At 50.9% G+C, this 21459-nt stretch carries 22 protein-coding genes; 13 read left to right on the forward strand and 9 right to left on the reverse strand.

The annotated features are described in order from the left end of the window. Nucleotides 1-143: 143 nt before the first annotated feature. The 7 genes from J0X00_RS03720 (at nucleotide 144) to J0X00_RS03750 (ending at nucleotide 7968) form a co-directional block, all read left to right on the forward strand. Nucleotides 144-1376 carry a thiolase family protein gene (locus tag J0X00_RS03720; protein WP_282476352.1) on the forward strand — a complete coding sequence of 411 codons (1233 nt, stop codon included), beginning with the start codon at nucleotides 144-146 and terminating at the stop codon, nucleotides 1374-1376. A gap of 114 nt (nucleotides 1377-1490) precedes the next feature. Continuing rightward, nucleotides 1491-2984 (forward strand): CoA-acylating methylmalonate-semialdehyde dehydrogenase, encoded by a 1494-nt coding sequence (locus J0X00_RS03725; protein WP_282476353.1) that lies wholly within the window; start codon nucleotides 1491-1493, stop codon nucleotides 2982-2984. A 131-nt stretch (nucleotides 2985-3115) separates the two neighbouring features. Then, nucleotides 3116-4270 (forward strand): acyl-CoA dehydrogenase family protein, encoded by a 1155-nt coding sequence (locus tag J0X00_RS03730; protein ID WP_282476354.1) that lies wholly within the window; start codon nucleotides 3116-3118, stop codon nucleotides 4268-4270. Nucleotides 4271-4297: 27 nt separating this feature from the next. Continuing rightward, nucleotides 4298-5092, forward strand: coding sequence for an enoyl-CoA hydratase (locus tag J0X00_RS03735; protein WP_218561839.1), 795 nt, complete (start codon nucleotides 4298-4300; stop codon nucleotides 5090-5092). Nucleotides 5093-5125: 33 nt separating this feature from the next. Then, complete coding sequence (locus J0X00_RS03740; RefSeq protein ID WP_282476355.1) at nucleotides 5126-6283, forward strand: enoyl-CoA hydratase/isomerase family protein; 1158 nt, start codon at nucleotides 5126-5128, stop codon at nucleotides 6281-6283. Continuing rightward, on the forward strand, nucleotides 6280-7182 hold the full coding sequence (mmsB, locus tag J0X00_RS03745) for a 3-hydroxyisobutyrate dehydrogenase (RefSeq protein ID WP_136486823.1): 903 nt from the start codon (nucleotides 6280-6282) through the stop codon (nucleotides 7180-7182). The genes J0X00_RS03740 and mmsB overlap by 4 nt, the downstream gene beginning before the upstream one ends. 27 nt (nucleotides 7183-7209) lie before the next feature. Further along, complete coding sequence (locus J0X00_RS03750) at nucleotides 7210-7968, forward strand: SDR family oxidoreductase (RefSeq protein ID WP_136486821.1); 759 nt, start codon at nucleotides 7210-7212, stop codon at nucleotides 7966-7968. Between the two features lie 104 nt (nucleotides 7969-8072). Here the strand turns inward: J0X00_RS03750 and J0X00_RS03755 are convergent, their stop codons facing one another. Next, nucleotides 8073-8822 carry a glutamine amidotransferase gene (locus J0X00_RS03755; RefSeq protein WP_282476356.1) on the reverse strand — a complete coding sequence of 250 codons (750 nt, stop codon included), beginning with the start codon at nucleotides 8820-8822 and terminating at the stop codon, nucleotides 8073-8075. Between the two features lie 241 nt (nucleotides 8823-9063). Here J0X00_RS03755 and J0X00_RS03760 point away from each other — a divergent pair, with 241 nt between their 5' ends. The 3 genes from J0X00_RS03760 to J0X00_RS03770 all read left to right on the forward strand — a co-directional run bounded on the left by J0X00_RS03760 (nucleotide 9064) and on the right by J0X00_RS03770 (nucleotide 10735). Then, nucleotides 9064-9867, forward strand: coding sequence for a MetQ/NlpA family ABC transporter substrate-binding protein (locus tag J0X00_RS03760; protein ID WP_282476357.1), 804 nt, complete (start codon nucleotides 9064-9066; stop codon nucleotides 9865-9867). 199 nt (nucleotides 9868-10066) lie between these two features. Next, nucleotides 10067-10306 carry a YdcH family protein gene (locus tag J0X00_RS03765; RefSeq protein ID WP_136486815.1) on the forward strand — a complete coding sequence of 80 codons (240 nt, stop codon included), beginning with the start codon at nucleotides 10067-10069 and terminating at the stop codon, nucleotides 10304-10306. Between the two features lie 177 nt (nucleotides 10307-10483). Beyond that, a complete protein-coding gene (locus J0X00_RS03770; RefSeq protein WP_136486813.1) occupies nucleotides 10484-10735 on the forward strand; it encodes a DUF2999 family protein in 252 nt (83 codons plus the stop codon). A 72-nt stretch (nucleotides 10736-10807) separates the two neighbouring features. On the opposite strand, the gene J0X00_RS03775 is transcribed toward J0X00_RS03770, so the two are convergent. Beyond that, complete coding sequence (locus J0X00_RS03775) at nucleotides 10808-12010, reverse strand: IS256 family transposase (protein WP_282476358.1); 1203 nt, start codon at nucleotides 12008-12010, stop codon at nucleotides 10808-10810. Nucleotides 12011-12549: 539 nt separating this feature from the next. On the opposite strand from J0X00_RS03775, the gene J0X00_RS03780 reads away from it, so the two are divergent. Continuing rightward, a complete protein-coding gene (locus tag J0X00_RS03780; RefSeq protein WP_282476359.1) occupies nucleotides 12550-13164 on the forward strand; it encodes a DUF1440 domain-containing protein in 615 nt (204 codons plus the stop codon). A 192-nt stretch (nucleotides 13165-13356) separates the two neighbouring features. Here the strand turns inward: J0X00_RS03780 and J0X00_RS03785 are convergent, their stop codons facing one another. The 5 genes from J0X00_RS03785 to J0X00_RS03805 all read right to left on the reverse strand — a co-directional run bounded on the left by J0X00_RS03785 (nucleotide 13357) and on the right by J0X00_RS03805 (nucleotide 17300). Beyond that, a complete protein-coding gene (locus J0X00_RS03785) occupies nucleotides 13357-13611 on the reverse strand; it encodes a GlsB/YeaQ/YmgE family stress response membrane protein (protein ID WP_136486811.1) in 255 nt (84 codons plus the stop codon). A gap of 84 nt (nucleotides 13612-13695) precedes the next feature. Beyond that, nucleotides 13696-14379, reverse strand: a complete 684-nt coding sequence (locus tag J0X00_RS03790; protein WP_282476360.1) for a GntR family transcriptional regulator — start codon at nucleotides 14377-14379, stop codon at nucleotides 13696-13698. A 27-nt stretch (nucleotides 14380-14406) separates the two neighbouring features. Continuing rightward, nucleotides 14407-15696: a TRAP transporter large permease subunit gene (locus J0X00_RS03795; RefSeq protein ID WP_218561845.1), complete on the reverse strand. Its 1290-nt coding sequence runs from the start codon at nucleotides 15694-15696 to the stop codon at nucleotides 14407-14409. A 2-nt stretch (nucleotides 15697-15698) separates the two neighbouring features. Continuing rightward, the gene (locus J0X00_RS03800; protein WP_168797039.1) at nucleotides 15699-16205 is read right to left on the reverse strand and encodes a TRAP transporter small permease; all 507 of its coding nucleotides are present in this window, start codon (nucleotides 16203-16205) and stop codon (nucleotides 15699-15701) included. Nucleotides 16206-16295: 90 nt separating this feature from the next. Further along, nucleotides 16296-17300, reverse strand: a complete 1005-nt coding sequence (locus J0X00_RS03805; protein WP_282476361.1) for a TRAP transporter substrate-binding protein — start codon at nucleotides 17298-17300, stop codon at nucleotides 16296-16298. Between the two features lie 466 nt (nucleotides 17301-17766). On the opposite strand from J0X00_RS03805, the gene J0X00_RS03810 reads away from it, so the two are divergent. Continuing rightward, nucleotides 17767-18150 carry a hypothetical protein gene (locus tag J0X00_RS03810; RefSeq protein ID WP_136486801.1) on the forward strand — a complete coding sequence of 128 codons (384 nt, stop codon included), beginning with the start codon at nucleotides 17767-17769 and terminating at the stop codon, nucleotides 18148-18150. A 13-nt stretch (nucleotides 18151-18163) separates the two neighbouring features. Here J0X00_RS03810 and J0X00_RS03815 read toward each other — a convergent pair whose 3' ends face one another. Beyond that, a complete protein-coding gene (locus J0X00_RS03815) occupies nucleotides 18164-18778 on the reverse strand; it encodes a LysE family translocator (protein ID WP_282476362.1) in 615 nt (204 codons plus the stop codon). A gap of 199 nt (nucleotides 18779-18977) precedes the next feature. Here J0X00_RS03815 and J0X00_RS03820 point away from each other — a divergent pair, with 199 nt between their 5' ends. After that, complete coding sequence (locus J0X00_RS03820; RefSeq protein ID WP_282476363.1) at nucleotides 18978-19535, forward strand: XRE family transcriptional regulator; 558 nt, start codon at nucleotides 18978-18980, stop codon at nucleotides 19533-19535. 94 nt (nucleotides 19536-19629) lie between these two features. On the opposite strand, the gene J0X00_RS03825 is transcribed toward J0X00_RS03820, so the two are convergent. Beyond that, nucleotides 19630-21450: an ABC transporter permease subunit gene (locus J0X00_RS03825; RefSeq protein ID WP_282476364.1), complete on the reverse strand. Its 1821-nt coding sequence runs from the start codon at nucleotides 21448-21450 to the stop codon at nucleotides 19630-19632. Nucleotides 21451-21459 lie beyond the last annotated feature (9 nt).

The raw sequence follows: 21459 nt of genomic DNA on the forward strand, positions 1-21459 counted from the left end.
GTAAACGTCAAGAAGCCGCGGGGCGAAAAATAGCCGGGTTGAAGCGCCTCAGAAAATCAACGAGGCGATTGTGTTCAGTTGTACCCGACGATAACAAGCGCCTTGTGGTGGATACTTTCGTCAACGACACCGAGGACGAGGGCATGGAAAAAGCCATTTGGATTGTATCTGCCAAACGTACACCGCACGGGCGCTTTCAGGGGGCCTTGCGAGATTATTCTGCGCCCGCACTGGGTGGGCTGGCCATTAAGGCCGCATTAAATGCCGCGTCGGCGCCGGTTGAACAGATCGACGAAGTGCTGATGGGCTGTGTACTGACGGCCGGCTGCGGCCAGGCGCCGGCCCGTCAAGCCGCACTGGCAGCCGGACTGCCGTACTCTATTGGTTGCAGCACCGTTAACAAGGTGTGTGGTTCGGGTATGAAAACCGTGATGCTGGCCTATGACTTGATCAACGCTGGTTCTGCGCGCTGCGTTATTGCCGGCGGCATGGAGAGCATGACCAATGCGCCATATCTTTTGACCAATTCGCGCAGCGGTATGCGGATGGGCCATCAAACAACCTACGATCATATGTTTCTCGACGGATTGCAGGATGCCTATGAGGGCCATTTGATGGGAGTTTATGCCCAGCAAGTTGCCGACAAATTGCAGTTCAGCCGCGAGCAGATGGACGAATGGGCGGCACTGTCGGCTCAGCGTGCCTGGGAAGCGCAGGATCAGCAACTGTTTGTTGCCGAAATGGTGCCGGTTAGCCTGGGGCAAGGGGCGGACATACTCGATTACGATGAGCACCCACGTTCGATCCGGCTGGAAAAAATAGCCCGGCTGAAACCTGCATTCAGTGCTGATGGCACGGTGACCGCTGCCAATTCAAGCGCGATAGCCGACGGCGCCTCAGCCTTGATGCTGATGGATGACGAGAGTGCTCTTGTGCAGGGTATTGAGCCTCTGGCGATAATGCGCGGTCATAGCACCCACGCCAGGCATCCGTCTGAATATACCTTAGCGCCGGTGTATGCTATTGAGCAGTTGCTTTCACAGCTCGACTGGTCAGCCGATGAGGTAGACCTTTGGGAAATTAATGAAGCGTTCGCTGTGGTGACTCAAATTGCGATCCAAAAGCTGGATCTGGATGTCGACCGGGTCAACGTCAAAGGCGGCAGCTGTGCTCTCGGCCATCCGATTGGTGCTAGTGGCGCAAGAATTCTGGTTACTTTGATTCACAGTCTGCGTCAGTTACAGGCTTTAGGCGTGGATGGTAACCGTGAACACAAAAAAGTCATGCGCGGTATCGCCACGTTGTGCATTGGGGGTGGTGAAGCGACCGCAGTAGCGATTGAAGTGCCGGTGCCTGATGAGGGGCCGCTGTCATGATGTTCTGCTTGATTAATCTCCTGCTACTGAGTCTGCATAGCATGCAGCGTCCCGTTTCTGCTGTCAGTTTGACCGGGCTGATCCCGGTGCGAGCTGACTTGAAAGGATCCGATTATGAGTCATTCTGTCCCGTTATTTATTGATGGTGAGTTTCGCCAGTCGGTGAGCCAGGAGTGGGTGGACGTCACGAATCCGGCCACAAATGAGGTTTTAGCACACCTGCCTTGTGCCACGGAAGAAGAGGTGAACGCTGCAGTGCGTAGTGCGCTGGCCGCGTTTGAGTCGTGGAAAAAAGTCCCGGTACCGGAGCGGGCCAGGCTGATGCTGCGCTATCAGCATTTACTCAAAGAGCATCATGATGAACTGGCGCAACTGCTGTCACAGGAAACCGGAAAAACCACAGCGGATGCCAAGGGCGACGTATGGCGCGGGATTGAAGTGGTGGAACAGGCCGCCAATATCGCCAGCAACATGATGGGGGAAACGGTTGAGAATGTCGCGTCTGATATCGACACTTATTCGCTTATTCAGCCGCTCGGCGTCTGTTGTGGTATTACCCCATTCAACTTCCCGGCGATGATCCCGTTGTGGATGTTTCCGCTGGCGATTGCAGCGGGTAATACCTTTGTCCTCAAACCTTCAGAGCAGGTGCCGCTGACCTCCGTGCGCCTGGCACAACTGTTTGAGCAGGCCGGAGCGCCGCAAGGCGTACTGCAGATAGTGCATGGCCGCAAAGCGCAGGTCGACTTTCTGCTCGCTCATCCGGATATCCGAACCATTTCTTTTGTCGGTTCGGTCAAGGTGGCGCAGTATATCTATCAGCAAGGCACTGCCCATTTCAAACGGGTGCAGGCGTTTGCCGGGGCTAAAAATCATCTGGTCGTGATGCCGGATGCCAATAAAGAACAAGTCATCAATAACCTGGTGGGTGCCTCGGTGGGGGCGGCGGGTCAGCGCTGCATGGCGATATCGGTTGCCATTCTGGTCGGGGAAGCGCGCCACTGGCTGCCGGATCTTAAACAGGCGATGGCCGCCATGCGGCCCGGACGCTGGGATGATGAGCACGCCGCTTACGGGCCGCTAATCAGCCCGCAGGCGAAGCAGAGAGTGCTGAGCCTGATTGAACAGGGGAAACAGCAGGGGGCGGTGTGCGAACTGGATGGCAGCCAATGTACGGTTGATGGGCTGCCGCAGGGTAACTGGGTCGGGCCGACCCTGTTTAGTGGTGTGACGACCAAGATGAGCCTGTATCGCGAGGAGATCTTTGGTCCGGTGCTGGTGTGTATGCAGGCGGACAGCCTGGAAGAAGCCATTGCTGTCATTAATCGCAATCCTTATGGCAACGGCACGTCGATTTTTACCGCCAGCGGTGGTGCTGCGCGCAAATTCCAGCATCAAGTTCAGGTCGGGCAGGTCGGGATTAATGTGCCGATCCCGGTGCCGCTGCCGTTCTTCTCCTTTACCGGCTGGCGCGGGAGCTTCTACGGGGATTTGCACGCCTACGGCAAGCAGGCCGTGCGCTTTTTTACCGAAACCAAAACGGTCACCGCGCGCTGGTTTGAGGATGATATTCCCAGCGGGCCTAACCTGACCATTCATCTCAGATAAGTGACTCAATCCTCTGCAGCGCAGGCAACCTTGACTGTCAGGCAGAGGCATAAACAGGCAAAAGACAGAGCAAGAGCTCAACAGAGAAAAAGCAAGGCTACAAAAACGGACAGACAGATACGGAGCTCAGTATGGATTTTGAACTGAATGAAGATCAACGGGCGTTTGCCGATACCGCGCGCCAGTTTGCCAGTGAACGTCTGGCACCATTTGCTGCGCAGTGGGATGCAGAACAGTTTTTCCCCAAACAGGTGTTACGTGATGCCGGAGAGTTGGGTTTTCTCGCGCTTTATACGCCTGAAGAAGATTGTGGCCTTGGATTGAGCCGCCTTGACTCGTCGATTGTGTTTGAACAACTTGCGATGGGCTGCACCTCGACCACCGCGTTTATGACTATTCATAACATGGTGACCTGGATGGTCGCCAGCTTCGGGACTCAGGAAGCGAAAGCCTATTTCTGTCCGCAACTGGTGTATGGCAAATGGCTGGGCTCGTACTGTCTGACTGAGCCAAATGCCGGCTCAGATGCAGCGTCACTCACCACCACAGCGCGCAAGCAAGGTGACCATTATATCCTCAACGGCAGCAAAACCTTTATCTCCGGTGCTGGTGAAACCGATGTACTGGTAGTGATGGCGCGTACCGGAGAAGCAGGAGCAAAAGGCATTTCTGCGTTTGTGCTACAGGCTGACACGCCGGGAATCAGTTACGGACGCAAAGAACCCAAAATGGGCTGGAACAGCCAGCCGACCCGCGCGGTGACCCTGGAAAACGTCCGGGTGCCGGAAAGCGGTTTACTCGGACAGGAAGGGGAAGGATTTACCTTCGCCATGAAAGGGCTGGATGGCGGGCGGATTAACATCGCGACCTGCTCCGTCGGCACCGCACAACAGGCACTCAATCAGGCCACACAGTATATGCAGGAGCGCAAACAGTTTGGTCAGTCACTGGCTCAGTTTCAGGGGCTGCAGTTTAAGCTGGCGGATATGGCAACCGAGTTAGTAGCGGCGCGCCAACTGGTGCGCTATGCCGCCAGTAAACTGGATCTCGGGGACAGGGAAGCGACCACTTACTGCGCAATGGCGAAACGATTTGCCACCGACATTGGTTTTCAGGTGTGTGATGCGGCGCTGCAACTATATGGCGGCTATGGTTACATCCGTGAATATCCGCTCGAACGCCATTTTCGTGACGTGCGTGTACATCAGATCCTGGAAGGGACCAATGAGATTATGCGTCTTATCATCGCGCGGCGGTTACTCAGTGAAGGGTGTGCGATTTGGTAGCGGGAAAGAGCAATTTACGGAGCGATTATGGCTGAAAACATTAATTCGGTAACGCCCATTGAGGTTGAAGTACGTCAGCATGTAGCGGTGGTTACCATGAACAACCCGCCTGCCAATACCTGGACAGAACAGAGTCTGGTGCAACTGAAAGGGCTGGTGGAGTCACTCAATAATGACAAAGATATTTATGCCCTGGTACTGACCGGGGAGGGCGACAAGTTTTTCTCGGCCGGAGCTGATCTCAAGCTGTTTGCCGATGGCAATAAGGCCACAGCTCACACCATGGCGCGCGTGTTTGGCGAAGCGTTTGAAACCCTGAGTACGTTTCGTGGGGTGTCGATCGCTGCCATTAACGGCTATGCGATGGGCGGTGGTCTGGAGGTCGCGCTGGCATGCGATATTCGGGTTGCAGAGCGGCAAGCTGTTTTAGCGTTACCTGAAGCCAAAGTCGGTTTACTGCCCTGTGCCGGCGGAACGCAGAATCTTACCGCTCTGGTCGGTGAAGGCTGGGCGAAGCGGATGATTTTATGTGGTGAGCAGATCGCAGCAGAGCAGGGGCGGCAGATAGGTTTGGTGGAAGAGGTGGTAGAAAAAGGACAGGCGCTGACTTGCGCGCTTGAGATGGCGCAGAACGTGGAAAATCAGTCACCGTCTTCCGTGGCTGCCTGCAAGCGACTCATTCAGCAGACTCGTTATGCGACTCACCAGCAAGGTTTGATCAAAGAACGCGAATACTTCCTCAACCTGTTCGATACTGAAGATCAGACCGAAGGCGTGCAGGCGTTTCTGCAAAAACGCAAACCGCACTGGAAAAACCGTTAGGTCAGAAGATAAACATCAATGTGAGGAGGAGATATGACTGACCGTGTCAGCTTTCAGGAGCTGAGGTGCCGGGATAATGTCCATAAAATTGGCGTCGCGACATTAGACAATCCGGCTTCGCTCAATGCTCTGAGTTATAACATGCTGGCCTTGCTGTTTGACCAGCTTTTACGGTGGCAACACGATGATAATCTGGTGTGTATTTTACTTGAAGGTGGTGGAGAAAAAGCGTTTTGTGCTGGTGGCGATGTCCGCACTATGCACAATGTCATGCGTGATAAAAGTGATGAAGAGATTCAGGCGTTCTGCACCGAATACTTTTCACTTGAGTACCAGTGTGACTATTTGATCCACACCTATACCAAACCGATCATCGCGTGGGGAGATGGGATTGTTATGGGTGGCGGAATGGGACTGTTCATGGGATGCAGTCACAAGGTCGTCACCCCGCGCAGCCGTCTGGCCATGCCGGAAATCAGTATCGGCCTGTATCCTGATGTGGGTGGCACCTGGTTCCTGAATCGTTTAGCACCGGGCATTGGCCTGTTTCTGGGCCTGACCGGCGCGTCGGTCAATGCCTTTGATGCTATTGATATTCGCATGGCCGATTACTTACTGCATTACCAGGACCGTTCGCCTTTGCTGTCCGTGCTGCAGGCTCTGGACTGGCAGGGAAATCACCTGGCACAGGTCAGCCGGGTACTCGATGAACTGGTGGCAAAGGATCGTGATGACGGGGTCAGTAGCCAGCTACTGCCTTATCTGGCTAAAATCCAATCGGCAACTAAAGCCGATACTCTGACTCAGGTGTGCGAACAGATACTCGCAATCGAAGGGCAGGACAAATGGATTGATACCGCCCGGCGTAACCTCGCGGCTGGTAGTCCGATCTCGGCCCATATCTGTTATCGCCAGATTACCCAATGCCAGCAACTGAGTCTGGCCGATTGCTTTAGGCTTGAGCTGAGTTTATCGGTGCGCAGTGGTTTGTTGGGCGAGTTTCAGGAAGGCGTCCGGGCACGTCTTATCGATAAAGATGGAGAACCCCACTGGACATTCAAAAGTGTCGCCAGCGTGGACGATGCGGTGATAGACCAACTCTTCACCTCGTTATGGCCGGACGAAATTCATCCACTGGCAAGTTTAGAACAGGTGCATCAGTCAATTCCACCTCAAGGAGGCGTGGCATGAAGACGATAGCGTTTATCGGACTGGGTAACATGGGTTCTCCCATGGCAGAAAATTTGATCAAATCAGGCCTCGCCCTGCAGGTATTTGATCTCAATCGCGAAGCTGTGAAACGGCTGCAACCGCTGGGTGCTAAGGTGGCTGATTCTGTTGAGGAAGTGGTTCAGGGCGCTGATACGGTGATTACGATGCTGCCTGCCGGCGTGCATGTCCGGGCGGTGTATCTGGGCGATCATTCCGGGGCGGTGGGTCTGTTGAATCTGGTTAAGCCCGGCACGTTTCTGATTGATTCTTCCACCATAGACCCTGAGTCGGCACGGATTGTCGCCGAGCAGGCAACCAATAAACAGCTGGATTTTGTGGATGCGCCGGTATCGGGTGGCGTGGCAGGGGCTCAGGCCGGAACGCTGACCTTTATTGTCGGCGGGACAGATACGGCATTTGAACAAGCCCGGCAGGTTCTGCAACACATGGGGAAAAACATTTTCCATGCTGGTAAAGCCGGTGACGGCCAGATGGCGAAAATATGCAATAACCTGATGTTGGGTATTCTGATGTCCGGAACGTGTGAAGCTCTCAATTTAGGCATCGACAACGGACTTGATCCTGAAGTGTTGTCTAACATTATGCTGCAAAGTTCAGGCAGAAACTGGGCCCTGGAATTATATAATCCGTGTCCCGGTGTAATGGAAAATGTGCCAGCCAGCCATGATTACAAACCGGGCTTTATGAGTCAGTTGATGCAAAAGGATCTTGGTCTGGGTATTGATGCCGCTCTGAAAAGCCAGTCATCGATTCCGATGGGTTCGCTGGCACGTAATCTTTATGCCTATCACAATGCGAATGGCAACCAGGAACGGGATTTTTCCAGTCTGTTTGAGTTCTATCGTTCCCGGGGCTGACAGGCAGAGATCAACAGGAGGCTGCAAATGAATCTCAAAGAGAGTGTGATAGCAATTACGGGTGCAGGCCAGGGGCTGGGGCAGATGATGGCGGTCACGCTTGCTCAGGCGGGGGCTGATCTCGCCTTAATCGATACTAATGAAGCGGCTTTGATAGACACTCAGAGGCAGTGTCATATGCTCAGTGCTAAAGCGATTTATTATGTAGCGGATGTCACCAATGAAGCGCAGGTAGTCGACGCATTTCACGACATTGTGGTTGATTTTGGCCAGCTAGACGGTTTGATTAATAACGCCGGCATATTGCGGGATGGTCTGCTGGTCAAAGTGAAAGATGGCGTGGTCAGTAAAATGTCACTCGAGCAGTTTGATAGTGTGATGAACGTGAACGTTACCGGAACCTTTCTGTGTGGACGCGAAGCGGCAGTGAAAATGATCGAAACCGGCAGTAAAGGGGTGATCATCAATATCTCCAGTGTCTCGCGGGCCGGCAACATGGGCCAGACGAATTATTCAGCTTCTAAAGCTGCTGTCGCAACAATGGCGACCTGCTGGGCGAAAGAGCTGGCTCGCTATGGTATTCGGGCTGCCGCGATCGCTCCAGGTATCGTTCATACTGCGATGGCAGACCAGATGAAACCAGAAGCGGTGGAACGTCTTAAAGAAATGGTGCCTTTAGGGCGGATGGGAGAGCCGGTCGAAATTGCCCAGGCGGTGAAATATATACTGCAGAATGACTACTTTACTGGCCGGGTGCTGGAAGTGGACGGTGGCCTGCGCATGTGATTTTTATTGTGCAATACCGTTGAGGTATCAAAAAGCGTCAGTGAATCCACTGACGCTTTTTTTATCACGGCTTGCCTTTTTGTGGCAGCTTATCTTTTGCAGTATTAGGCCGCGCCCAGTGATTGATTTTGCTGTTCGACCAGGCCAGCAAAGTTCACCAGCACCTGTCTGGCATGATGGGTCTCTTTCACTGCCGCTTGCTTGCGTTCGTAATCATCAGGTAATTCATGCTGCAAGCCGGCTAACGACAGCTTCATCACTTGTGGGGTAAACTCCGGGTGGAATTGTACGCCCCAGCAACATTCACCGACCCGATAGGCATGATGAGGTTCAAAGTCGCTGCTTGCCAGATGGACGGCATTTTCAGGTAAGGACAGTACCGATTGATAATGGACCGCCTGCGCGTCGAACTGTGCTGGCAGATCGCTAAAGATAGGATCCTGCGCTGCATCCGGCTGTTTGTTGATGGCTATCGTACCGATTTCCAGTCCGTTTGGATGGTAACCGACTTTGCCGCCTAACGCCTGAGCAATCAGTTGGTGACCAAAACAGATCCCGAGCAGCGGAATACTACGTTCAACCAGATCCTCGATTTCTCGTGACAGGCGCAGCATCCAGTCTTCTTTGTCAGACGCCATCGCCAATGAGCCCATGATGATCACACCTGCCAGATGGTCGGAGTGTGGCAGTGGTTGATTAATACCGTCGTGAAACTCAATTATGGCCGCCTGATTGGCCGGTATCGGATGGCGATGTGCCTCAATGACGTTTTTAGCCCATTGCTCAAATTTACCGAACGCATCTAATTGTGGTTTAGGTGGCAATCCCACATTAACGATTAATAACTTTTTCATGGCGCTCCTTGTGATTCATATTCATCCTTGAACATAATTTTCAATCTAGAGAAATATTCTCCTCACTGCAACGAGAATTTGTTGCGTCATAAGATGTGAACCAGCACCAAAATTGGGCAAAAGAGGGAGCAATGATTGAAGCGTTGAGAAAGAAAGATTGCGCTTGCATAAAAAAATGGCCCGCGTAGTATAGAGGTTTAGATGGCTAAACGTCTGTAATCTACAGCATACGGAGAGAGTAATGAAAGGACTTAAGCGAGTCGGTCAATGGGCACTGGCTGCGGCATTGGTAGCAGGTTTGGCGGCCTGTGGTCAGAAAGAACATACTGAAATAAAAGTGGGTGCAACCGTTGGTCCTCATGCTCAGGTCGCTGAAGCAGTCGCCAAAGAAGCGGCGAAGCAGGGCTTAAACGTTAAAGTGGTCGAATTTTCTGACTACATTACGCCCAATGCGGCGCTGGAAGATGGCAGCATTGATCTCAACAGTTACCAGCATCAGCCTTTTCTCGATAACTACAACAGCAGCCACGATTCCCACCTGGTCTCAATTGGTCAGTCAATCCTGATGCGAATGGGAGTATATTCTAATAAGTACCACTCGCTGGATGAGTTACCACAAGGCGCGCGCATTGCGATTCCAAATGATCCGACCAATGGCGGACGTGGTTTGTTGCTGTTTGCTGATAGCAACCTGATTACCTTACGTGAAGGGGCTGGATTTAAGGCGACTCTGAACGATGTGGTTGAGAATCCGAAGGACTTTCAGTTTGTTGAAGTGGATGCCGCTCAGTTGCCACGCACTCTGGATGATGTCGATGCTGCGGCAATTACGATGAACTATGTCATGTCAGCCGGGCTGGATCCGAAAAAGCAGGGGATTTATCTGGAATCCAAGCAGGCACCTCTGGCGGTGATGGTAATTGCGGCGCGTGAGCAGGACAAAGACAACGAAGATTATAAAAAGTTCGTCCAGATTTATCAGTCTGAAGCCATCCGTGAATATATGCAGCAAGCCTTTAAAGGCACAATTGAGCCCGCTTTTTAAGGAGTTAGGGCTGACAACTCAACCGCTGTGGTTATCCATGGCGGTTTTTTATTTTTCCCGGTCTGGGAAATGGATCTCAGAATGACGAAACCTGAAAAATGCTGACTTGAGTCATGGTTACAGGCTGCTACATTTACTATTGTGCGGCTCAAAAAGTGCGCACCTTATTTGTGTGACCAACCAACTTAACGAGGTTTCTATGCTAGGCGAAAATCACTCTTTAGCGCATGAGTATCCAGAACATATGGACACCATTTCCCAGTTAAGCGCGAGCGATGATACGTTTGCAGAAAATGCGTCAAATTACGATGCACTAGACAGAGAAATTAGAAAGTTAGAACTGCGAGGTGCACCGATTGATGATCACAACATGAATTCGATGAAGCTCAACCGGGCAGAGCTGAAAGATTGGCTCCATTCCCGAATCATGAACGTCTGAAACCCGGCGAAAATCATCGGTTGGTAACCACAATACCAGCCCGCCAAACAGCCACCCTATGGGTGGTTGTTTGTTATCTGCGCTTTATACTGGTTTTATGCATCATTGCCGGTACACGCCTCAGCGCGCTGATGGTAAACTGCGGATCTGTTTTATTGAGTCGCTAAAGGTAATCTCATGAACCCAATTATTGCGCTGTTGAAAGAGAACAACATCAGTGATCAGCAAATTCGCGAAGTGTTTCAGGCTCTGACCCAAAATCCTCTGATGGCGATGGCCACCATCAGCCAACTTGGTCTACCGCAGGAAAAACTGCAACTGCTGATGGGCCAGGTGATGCAAAACCCGGCTTTGATTAAAGAAGCGGTAGAAGAACTTGGACTGGACTTCGCTAAAGTTGAAGAAGCAAAAGCGAAACTACAACAATAAAGGTTGTCGTCAGTTCACAGTGAACCAGGCATTGCGTGAGGGCGTTCAGAATTCTGTGTCAGCTAATTTTGGCTAAATATCTAAGACGTCATCCAAGCGACCTTCAAAATGAATCGCCAGTTGAGACAATGTCATATTCCAATTCTGTATTGGCATTGTCCATTTGTTAGAAGCATTCAATATCCCAGCATACAGTAGCTTGAGCAAGCTATTTTCATTTGGGAACCCTCCCTTAGTTTTGGTCAGTTTGCGGAATTGGCGATGTACGGCTTCAATAGCATTTGTCGTGTAAATAGCCTTTCGGACGTATTCTGGATATTTGAAGTAAACCGATAAATTTGCCCATTTGTTCCGCCAGGAACGAATCACTATTGGGTATTGCTGTCCCCATTTGGCTTCCAAACGATCCAACTCCATCTCGGCCGCTTCTTTACTCACAGCCCGATAGACTGGCTTCAAGTCGGCCATAAACGCCTTCTGATGCTTAGAGGCAACATATTTCATAGAGTTACGGATTTGGTGAATGATGCATTGCTGAACTTCTGTATCAGGATAGATGGTTGCTATCGCTTCTGGGAAGCCTGTTAGCCCATCTACGCAGGCGATCAAGATATCTTCAACGCCACGGTTATACAAATCTGTCAGCACTGATAGCCAATAGTTTGCCCCTTCTGACTCTGATAGGTACAGCCCAAGAAGTTCCTTTTTACCTTCAATGTTTAACCCTAGGATTGTGTATATCGCTTTACTGACATAGCGTCCGTCTTCTTTAATTTTGTAGTGGATTGCATCGAGCCAGACAAACGGATAGAGCGCATCGAGCGGACGTTGCTGCCACTCCTTCAGTTCAGGTATCAAACGGTCGGTAACACCTGTGATGGTGGCCTCAGAGACCTCAATGCCATACATATCTTCGACGTGACCACGGATATCACGGTAGCTCATACCGAGCGAGAACATGGATAGGATCTTACGGTCGATCTCATCGGTCAATTTAGTCTGGTTCTTCTTAACTAACTGGGGTTCAAATGTTCCAGAGCGGTCGCGTGGGGTATCCAGTTCAAACGTGCCGACAGAAGACTTAATCGTTTTCTTGCTTGAGCCGTTCTTACGGTTAGGTTGCTCATCACCTTCAAGGTGCTGTTCGAGTTCTGCTTTCAAAGCAGCTTCTGTGATTTGTTTAATGAGCGGAGTTAAGAAGCCATCTTTACCTGTCAGGTCTTGGCCTGACTGAAGGGCTTTAATAGCTTGTTCTAGATCGAAGTCTTTGTTCATGTGTCATTCCTGTTTTGTATATCATACTGAAATGACACAGATTTCTAAACACTACCCATTGCGTAGCTAAGACTCTACTCAACGCCTGGTTTTTTTACGTCTGACAGAAACCATGTTCAATCCTGTTTGCGATATCTGGCAACAATATGCTAACTTCGTTAACCCGTTTAATTAATTTATTGGTACAACTGTTTTTAATATGAGGTTGGTTTTTATTAGCATAAGGTTAATTAAGTCTGGTGTCAGGTCACTTCTTGACGTTTAAATGTTTTAAAATTTGGTTTTGACAAAATAGTCGCGATTTCAAAATAATAGCTATTTTTTATTTTGGTACTTATTGTCTAATTTTATGTATTGTTCATTCTCTATCTATTGATTAAGCCTATTGTAGCGTTCTGTCATGGTGAAACAATAATCAAATTAATTGAGGTTTTTTAATAATACGCATCTGTTTTGATCTACGTTCATATTTTACGTGCTAGCGCCGTGTTACCGTTTACACAGTTTCTCATCTTGTCGTTTAATAGGAACCAAATAAAATGAATCTCTTTGAACAAACTCATCCTTCACGCAGACGTTATGGCTTAGCTGCATTTATTGGTGTTATTGCAGGTCTTGTTTCTGCTTTTGTTAAATGGGGCGCAGAAGTGCCACTGCCACCGCGTAGCCCTAGTGATATCTTCCAAGCGGCGTGTGCACCGGAGTCTTTGATTCGTGCAGCTGAAAATATTGACTGTTCACGCAACTTCCTCAACCCTCCGTATGTCTTTCTGCGTGACTGGCTGGGCGTGATTGATCCTAATGAGGCAGTGTACACCTTTGCCGGACATGTTTTTAACTGGGTCGGCGTGACGCATATTATTTTCTCGCTGGTATTTGCTATTGCTTACTGTGTTTTTACTGAACGTTTTCCTAAATTCAAATTATGGCAAGGTTTATTTGCCGGTGCTTTAGCACAGCTATTTGTACATATGATTTCTTTCCCTCTTATGGGGCTGACTCCGTCACTGTTTAGTTTACCTTGGTATGAACATGTATCGGAAATTGTTGGTCACCTGATTTGGTTCTGGTCAATTGAAATTATTCGCAGAGATTTACGTAACCGTATGACGCACGAACCGGATCCAGAGTTTGCCTTAGCAAGCCGCTCATAACCTGATGGTTTAAATAGACAGAACAGGCCTTTGAGGCCTGTTTTTAATAACAACTAAGTGTTTTAATAAAAACTAAGTGTTTTAACAACAACTAAGTGATGTAAAGGCTGCATGAGGCAGCCTTTTTAATCAGTATGATGCTTCGATTCACCCATAATCTCGGCGTATCGTTAAGCTGTCGCCTGTTAGAGGCTACCGTCCTTTGAAGAACCGGTTGTAAACCAGCAACAAGACAATCGCACCGAGGGTCGCCGTCAATATACTGCCCAGATTAAAACCATTGGCGCCACCAAAACCCAGCACGCCGCCGATAAGTCCGCCGACAAAGGCACCACCGATACCTAACAACATTGTGGCTATCCAACCGCCGCCATCTCGTCCCGGCATCAGCCATTTTGCCAAAGCACCTGCAATTAAACCCAGAATGATCCACGCGATGATACCCATATGCACTCCTTATGTTGTTTTGTGTAAGCATAGTCTATGAGTGTCATAGTAAAATGGGCGCATGACAATTTTTGGTCAGCGTCCTTACTGACTGACATAACGCGAAGTCGCGAGGAAAGACTGGTGGATATGGGCTAGCATCATGTCCGAGGCTTCATGGGTCATACCTTTGATGACCGATTTGACGATTTCACCGTGCTCAACAAAAGACGAGCGCGCGCGATCGGCCAGTTTGAACTGCGCCCTGCGATAAGGGGCAACCTTAGCTCTGGCGCTGAGCACGGCTTCTTCCACATAACGGTTATGACAGCCATGGAACAGGGCCTCATGCAGTTTGATATTGGCTTTGTCATACGCATCAATATTACCCGAGGTGACATGTTTATGGCTGTCAAGGTGGATGGCGAGCAGCTCTTCGCGTTCTTGCTGAGTCATCTTGACCGCAGCAAGTCGTACACACAGTGCTTCCATTTCGGCCACGTATTCAAACATTTCTGCCAGGCGGGATACAGGTACGGCACTGACAAACACTCCGCGCCGATGACGATGTTCAACCAGGCCACTGGCGGTAAGCTGTTTCAGCGCCTCACGGACCGGAGTCCGCGAGACCTGGAAACGCTGCGCAAGCTGAGCCTCATCAAGGCGAGTACCTGCGGCAATCACTCCCGCCAGAATATCGTCGGAGAGCGCAATCCGGATACTGTCCGCCAGAGGCACCGACGGGTCAGAGACCAGTGATGCCGACAGTGAATTAGGGTGTTCAGACATTGGCTGATCTCCTTGATAGTCAGAGGGTTAACCAGCAATACCCGGCATAACCACACTTGGCAGCCACAGACTGATCGCGGGGAAGACGTTAATCAGCACCAGCACAATCAGAGCCAGCCACACCAAGGGCAGTGACCCGCGCACGGCTTCGCCATAGCTGACGTTATCCAGACTGCTGGCGACGAACAGATTCATACCAAACGGTGGTGTGAACATACCAATCGCACAGTTCACACACAGAATCACACCAAGGTGAATCAAGTCGATTCCTGCCGCCTGAGCCACCGAGACAACCAGAGGTACCAGAATGATCACAATCGAGTTCGGGTCCAGGAACATCCCGGCAATCAACACGATGCAGTTGATGATAAGCAGTAACATCAGTGGATTATCGCTGAGTTGGCCCAGAGCCGCCGACAGAGAATCGGTCAGGCTGGAAGTGGTCAGATACCAGGAGAATGCCGCAGCGGCAGAGACGATGATCATCACTTGGGTGGTGACGACTGAGCTGTCGACACACACTTTCCAGATGTCTTTCAGTGTCAGATCCCGATAAACGAACAGACCGACCGCGGCGGAGTAGATAACCGCGACCGCAGCGGCCTCAGTTGGGGTAAACAAGCCGCTGTAAATACCGCCCAGAATAATGACCGGGATCGCCAGCCCCCAGATTGCTTCTCTGATTGCCGCCAGCAGCTCAGACATGTTCGGAAACGGCTGTGATTGCATACCGGCGCGGCGGGCGCGATAGTAACAGTAGGCAAGAAAAACCGAGCCGTACACGGCGCCGGCACCGATACCGGCCATAAAGAGTGCACCAATCGAAACCCCGGCCATGGCGCCGTACACAATCATAAAAATGCTCGGCGGTATAATGATGCCCAATGCACCGGTCGCCATCAGCAAACCGACACTGAACTGGCGGTCATAGCCTTCTTTTAACATTGACGGCAGGATAAGGCGTCCGACTGAAACCACGGTCGCCGGGCTGGAGCCGGAAATGGCGCCAAAGAACATCGAGCCGGTGACGGTTGTCATCGCCAGGCCACCGCGAAACGGGCCAACCAGCAACAGCGCGACTTTGAGAATACGCGCCGACAGGCCGCTGGTGCTCATCAGGTTGCCGGCCAGAATAAAGAGCGGGATCGCCATGAGCGGAAAACTGTCCAGGCCGGAAAACATCCGTTGGATGATGAGCATCAGCGGAGTACTGCCGCCCAGGTGCAGCCCGATAAAGACGGCCAGGAGCAGGGCCACGAAGATAGGCAGGCCTAAAACCAGCAGCCCTGAAGTTAATGCAAAGAAACTGTAGCCCATGATCACGCTCCCACGTAGACGTTTTCGCTTTGTTGTTTCGGCTGTTTAAACAGCGCCAGCAAAGATTCACTGATGCGGATAAACATACAGACAGAACTGACCGGAATAGCCAGATAGAACCAGTACATCGGCAGCTCCATCGCCGACGATAACTGGCCGAACATCATCATGCGCGACGCCAGTTGCCAACCAAACCAGGCGAGCAAAAAGGTAGTGATCAGGCAGAGCACGCAGATCAGGATCTGAAATGGCTTTTGCAGCGCTTTGGGGAGCACTTGCTTGATGACATCAATACTGATGTGTGCGTTATTGCGAAAGGCGATGCTACTGGCCATAAACACCATCCAGATAATGGCGTAACGTACGCTCTCTTCAGCCCAACTAAATGAGGTATTGAAAACGGAGCGGGCGATAATCTGGCTAAACAGCATTCCCGATGCGTAGATGATCAAAACACCGACGATGGTGTTCTCAAAAAGGGCCAGCAGGCGGCTGAGTTTATTCCACATAAGCATTCTCCCGGGGGCAGCCCCGGGATCCTCGTTGAATAGTGATAATCGGAGGTGAAATGGTTGACGGAGGCTGTAGTTGCCAGTTCGTTACATTTCAGACAGTTGGCTTAGTTTTGCCTGAGCACGATCGAGCAAACCTTGACTCAGCTTAGCGCCAAACTCCTGATAAACAGGAGACATCGCATTGCGGAATTCGCCCAGCTGTTCAGGAGTCAGTGAGATAACTTCGGTGTTGCCTGCCTGTTTAATGCCGTTCAGGTAGACTTCCTCGCGTGCAATTGAACGTTCACGCTGGTAGTGACCGGCTTCGCGTGCGGCCGCAATAAGCAGTTGTTGATTTTTGGCCGACTGGCTGTCGAACCAGATCTTGCTGAATACGAATGCGGTACCGAGGTAACCGTGATTAGTTAACATCAGATCCTTTTGCACTTCATAGAATTTCATTTGTGAAATCGAAACCAGCGGGTTCTCCTGACACTCCACCACACCCTGTTGTAGGGCGGTGTAAGTTTCACTGAATGCGATCGGCACCGGGTTTGAACCCAGGGCCTTGTACTGGGAAATCAGCAGTGGACTTTCCATTACACGAACTTTGCGATCCTGCATATCCGCAGGCTTGGTAATTGGGTCATTACAGGTCATCTGTTTAAAACCACTTTCCCAGAACATCGCCGGTTCAAAACCTGACGAGCGCAGGCCAGACAGCACTTCATCACCGATTTCACCATCAAGAAACTGGTAGGCAACTTTGCGGCTCGGGAACAGGAATGGCATGTCTATCAGCTGCAGATCTTTATCAAAGCCACTCAATTTTGCCGTTGGAATCGGAGCCGCCTGAACGGCACCAAACTGCATTTGCTGAGCGACTTCCACATCGTTACCGAGCGCGTTATTGGCGTAGATTTTGACTTCATACTGACCGTCAGAGCGGGCTTCGACCAATTGCTTAAAGCGTTCAATACCTTCCTGCTGCGCGCTGTCTTCCGTCATATCGCTGTGTACTTTAATTAACGTTGCGGAGTAAGCATTCATACTCATAGCAGAGAATGAAAGAGCAAGGGTGCTGAACATAAATTTTAAACTGTTTTTCATCGGAATCCTCGTACCTGTCCTTGGTGGGTGTCTTGTATACAAGAGCAATATGGATGCCAGATGGTTAAAGTTATAAATAACAGTAACTTACATTTTTTACCTTTGTATATCTGCACTAATAATGTGCAAATATTCTGCATTGTATACTTATTGTAGGGCAGGCATGACGGCACTCGGCTCTTACGGGATAGACAGGTACGCGTGAGACTGAGATCGGAAGCTGACAGCTACTGAGTGAGACAATAACGGTCACTCTTTGCCGGCTTTAAATCCGCTGGCGGGATTTATACGCTTTAATATAGAGAGGCGTTTCAACAAATAGCGTTTTTCAACACATATCGTTTTTCAAAAAATAGGGTTTTTCAGTAAATATGGCTTTTCAAGAAACATGACTTTTAGACCAATTGATTGCCAAGCCATATGATTTTCTAAGTAATAAGACTTTCCCAAAACAGAGGAGGTATCCATGTTGCATCATCTCAATCATCGACTGACTACGGTGGCTGAAAGTCTGGCAGAGTTCACTGGCATGATAACGCCGTATCTGACTGCCGGGGTCTGTACCTGCACCACCCACCAGAATCGGGTGGAATTTGAATATCAGCATGACCTGAGTTTTGAACAGGCCGCCGAGCAGGGAGAACGGCTGCTGAGCTTGTTCTGCTTCCCGCTCAGTTCTGATTCAGCGCAGCAAGTCAATCTGCTGGTGGATATTGCGGGCCAGGAACACACGACGCGGCTGCATTTTGATCTGACCACGCCACAGGGCAGCGATTTACTGCTGCGCTACGTATGTGAAGAATTGTTGGCTTATTTTCAGCAACAGGCCGCAGAGAACAAACAACATTAACAGCAGGGGAGCTTTATCCTGCGTAGCTTACGATGATTTCGCTGATGACCGGTAAGACGGAGATGATCAGCAGGGCGGCCATAAAAAGGTTAAACCAGCGCATGTAGGTCACATTGTCGAGATAACGACGCAGTATTGACCCGAACATCAGCCATACCCCGACACAGGGAAAAGAAACAATCAGGAACGTGGTGGCAATAGTGAGATTTTGCTGCGTGAACTGGTCTCCGACTGTGGTAAACGCAGATATTGCGCCAATTGCCACCACCCACGCTTTCGCATTGATCCACTGAAACAGTACTCCCTTGATAAAACCGAACGGCTGTGCATGTCGACCGCTCTGCCCAACGGTCCCGCTGCGGGCGATAAGCCAGGCCAGATAAAGTAAATACAAAGTTCCGGCGACTTTAATCAGCAAATTCAATCCGGGAAATAGGTTGAACAACTGCGCAAACCCCAGACCAACTAGCAGCAACATCAGGGCGAAGCCGATACAGATCCCACTCAGTAGTGGAATGCTTTTGCGTACGCCGAAATTAAGTCCGGATGTCATTACCATTATATTGTTAGGCCCAGGAGTGACGGATGACGAGATGGCGAACAGCACCACAGATAAAATGTATTCCATAGATGAATGTATTTCCTTGCTGGCAGACGATAACAGTAGCGCTATACTGCAATGGATTATTTATCGTATTAAATGTTCGATAAAAAGAACGATAAAGTGATATTGGACAGCGTTGAATAGATTGTCAAATAAAACGTTTGACCAATTTAATGAACGGTTCCAAAGTGAGAGTTTACACACAACAGGATAATTATGAGTTATGAGTGCGAATCATCCGCCAATTGCCGAGATTGCTGCCAAGTTAAAGTCTGAAAGACAGAAGACTGGCTTGAGCATTGCCGAAGTTGCCCGGCGTGCAAACATAGCCAAATCAACCTTATCTCTATTGGAAAACGGATCAGGCAATCCTAGTATTGAAACGCTGTGGGCCATTTGTGTGGTGTTGGATATTCCGTTTTCACGCTTACTGGAAGAGCCTAAGCAGGTAACGAAAGTGGTTCGTTATGGGGAAGGGATGACAGTGGTGTCGCAAAGTGAAAATTATCAGGCGACATTGTTGGCTGCCTGCCCGCCAAACGTCAGCCGTGATATTTATCAGGTGGAAGCGAGACCGGGCCAACCACATGTTTCAGCGGCGCACAATATTGGTGTCGTTGAGCATGTGTTGATCACCCGAGGTAAAGCCAGACTTGGGCCAATCGGCGAAGAGTATGAGTTAAAGCAAGGCGACTATATGGTGTATGCTGCTGATCAGCCGCATATATTCGAAGCTTTGGAAGAGGAAACCAGTGCGATGCTGGTCTCCGAATACCATTAAATTGTTCAAGGATCGTTGTTCGCGTTGCAGTGAAAAAAGTCCGGCTTGGCTGCTGACAAGCCGGATTGAGAGATTGGTGGTACAGCGCCGCCGATTAACGCCGCTTGTGACTAAAGACGTTGGTTGCGCTGACAGCAAACACCGACAACACGATGAGTGCCAGCGACGGCGCAAGCACCACCCAGTAACTGCGTTCAATGTACGGCATACCCTCCGCCAGAATTCGGCCCCATTCAGGGCTGGGCGGCATAGCACCGAGCCCCAGGAAACCGAGCGAAGCCAGCGCCAGTGCCAGGCCGGGAACACGCAACATGGCGTGTCGCAGCAGTGGTTTAACCACGGCAGGAAGCACGTAACACAGATTGCGTCTTACCACGCCCACTCCAATCAGCGGCAGCATCTGAATATACGGTCTGGCTTTTACTTCGGTGGTCAGCGCAGCTGCGTGTGCCGCTAGTGGCGCCCAACTCACCAGCACCACCGCCAAGGTGGCGCCAAATAGTCCTGGGCCGTAAACGGCGGCGATCAAAAGGCCGCTGATGACCGGCGGAAGGGCATTCGCCACCTCAATCGGCCCGGCCATTAAACGCGGCCACTGGCCAATGATAAAGCCGATTACCAGACAAAATAGTGACACTGTCACGGCAAGCAGGCAGGTATAAAGGCTGCCATGGGCGACTCGAGCAAGCAGATCACGCCCCATGGCATCGGCTCCAAACGGCAGAGCCAAAGACGGAGGTTCAAGTCGCATAAAAGCGATATTGTAAGGGTCCCGTCCCAAACCGAACAACATTACCGCAGCCAGGAATGCCAGGCAGAGCAGAGGTAACCAGCGCGTACTCTGACTGACGGTGACATCCGACTCTTTAGGCATTGGCATCGCTCCCTGATGCAGGGCTCGGCCAAGCAGTAATGCTTTAAGCAGGTTGACACTGATGCCTACAACAAAAGCAAACAGCAGAATCAATAAGATACCGAGTTGTAAAGTCGGGACATCTTTGGCAATCGCAGCACCCAGCGTCGCCCGGCCCAAGCCCGGAATGGCAAAAACTTTTTCAACCGCGATGGCACCGCCGGTCAGTGAAACCATCACCAGGCCGATCATCGGTAGTACTGTTGTCAGAGCGCGTTTCATCACTGCCAGGGTGATATGAAAGCGGCTGATGCCCGCCACACTCCAGGTTGCTACCCAAGGCTCGGTAAATACCTGAGTGATCGCATCTGACAACAAGCGTCCAAGGTATCCGCCAGCCGGAATGGCCAGTGATAAAGCCGGAAGAATCGTATAGCTAAAGCCTTGCCAGCCGAAGGGCGGCAACCAACGCAGCCATACTGCGCCAATCAGTAATAAGATTGATGCGAGTAAAAACTCCGGTAACGCGGTCATGGCGACAGCCAGAGTGCCGCTGCTGCGATAGGCGTTGCCACGCAGCCCGTGGTAAATAGTCGGGAGCGTGAGACAGATAGCGATGACAAACGCCGCGAGCAGTGCCAGCGCCATCAGTGTCAGCGAGACGCTGGCCGCACTGAGCATTCCATCCAGAATCGGACGCCCCGATACCCAGGACACGCCGGGATCGCCACGGAATATGCCTTGCAGCCAGTGCCACATTAAGGCAAGCGGCCCTTGATCCAGCCCGAGTGATTGACGGATAGCCTGCAAAGCTTCCTCACTCGGATTCTGCTCTGCAGAGCGCGCGCGCAGCAAAGCCAGCGCCGGATCCTGACCGGATAACCAGGGCAACAGGGCGACCAGTACCACCACACCACACAGAGTGGCGATGCGTGAACCGATAGTGACCATCCTTGAACCGGCAGGGGACAGGCGAGAGCACCACTCAATCAGATTGCTCAAGCCTGGCCGTCGAAAGCGAAGCCCGTTATCCGGGCGGCGCTGAACAACACTTTCAGTCATAAATGAGCG

The organism is Vibrio sp. ABG19, from assembly GCF_029962385.1.
GTDB classification, from domain to species: Bacteria; Pseudomonadota; Gammaproteobacteria; order Enterobacterales; family Vibrionaceae; genus Vibrio; species Vibrio ostreae.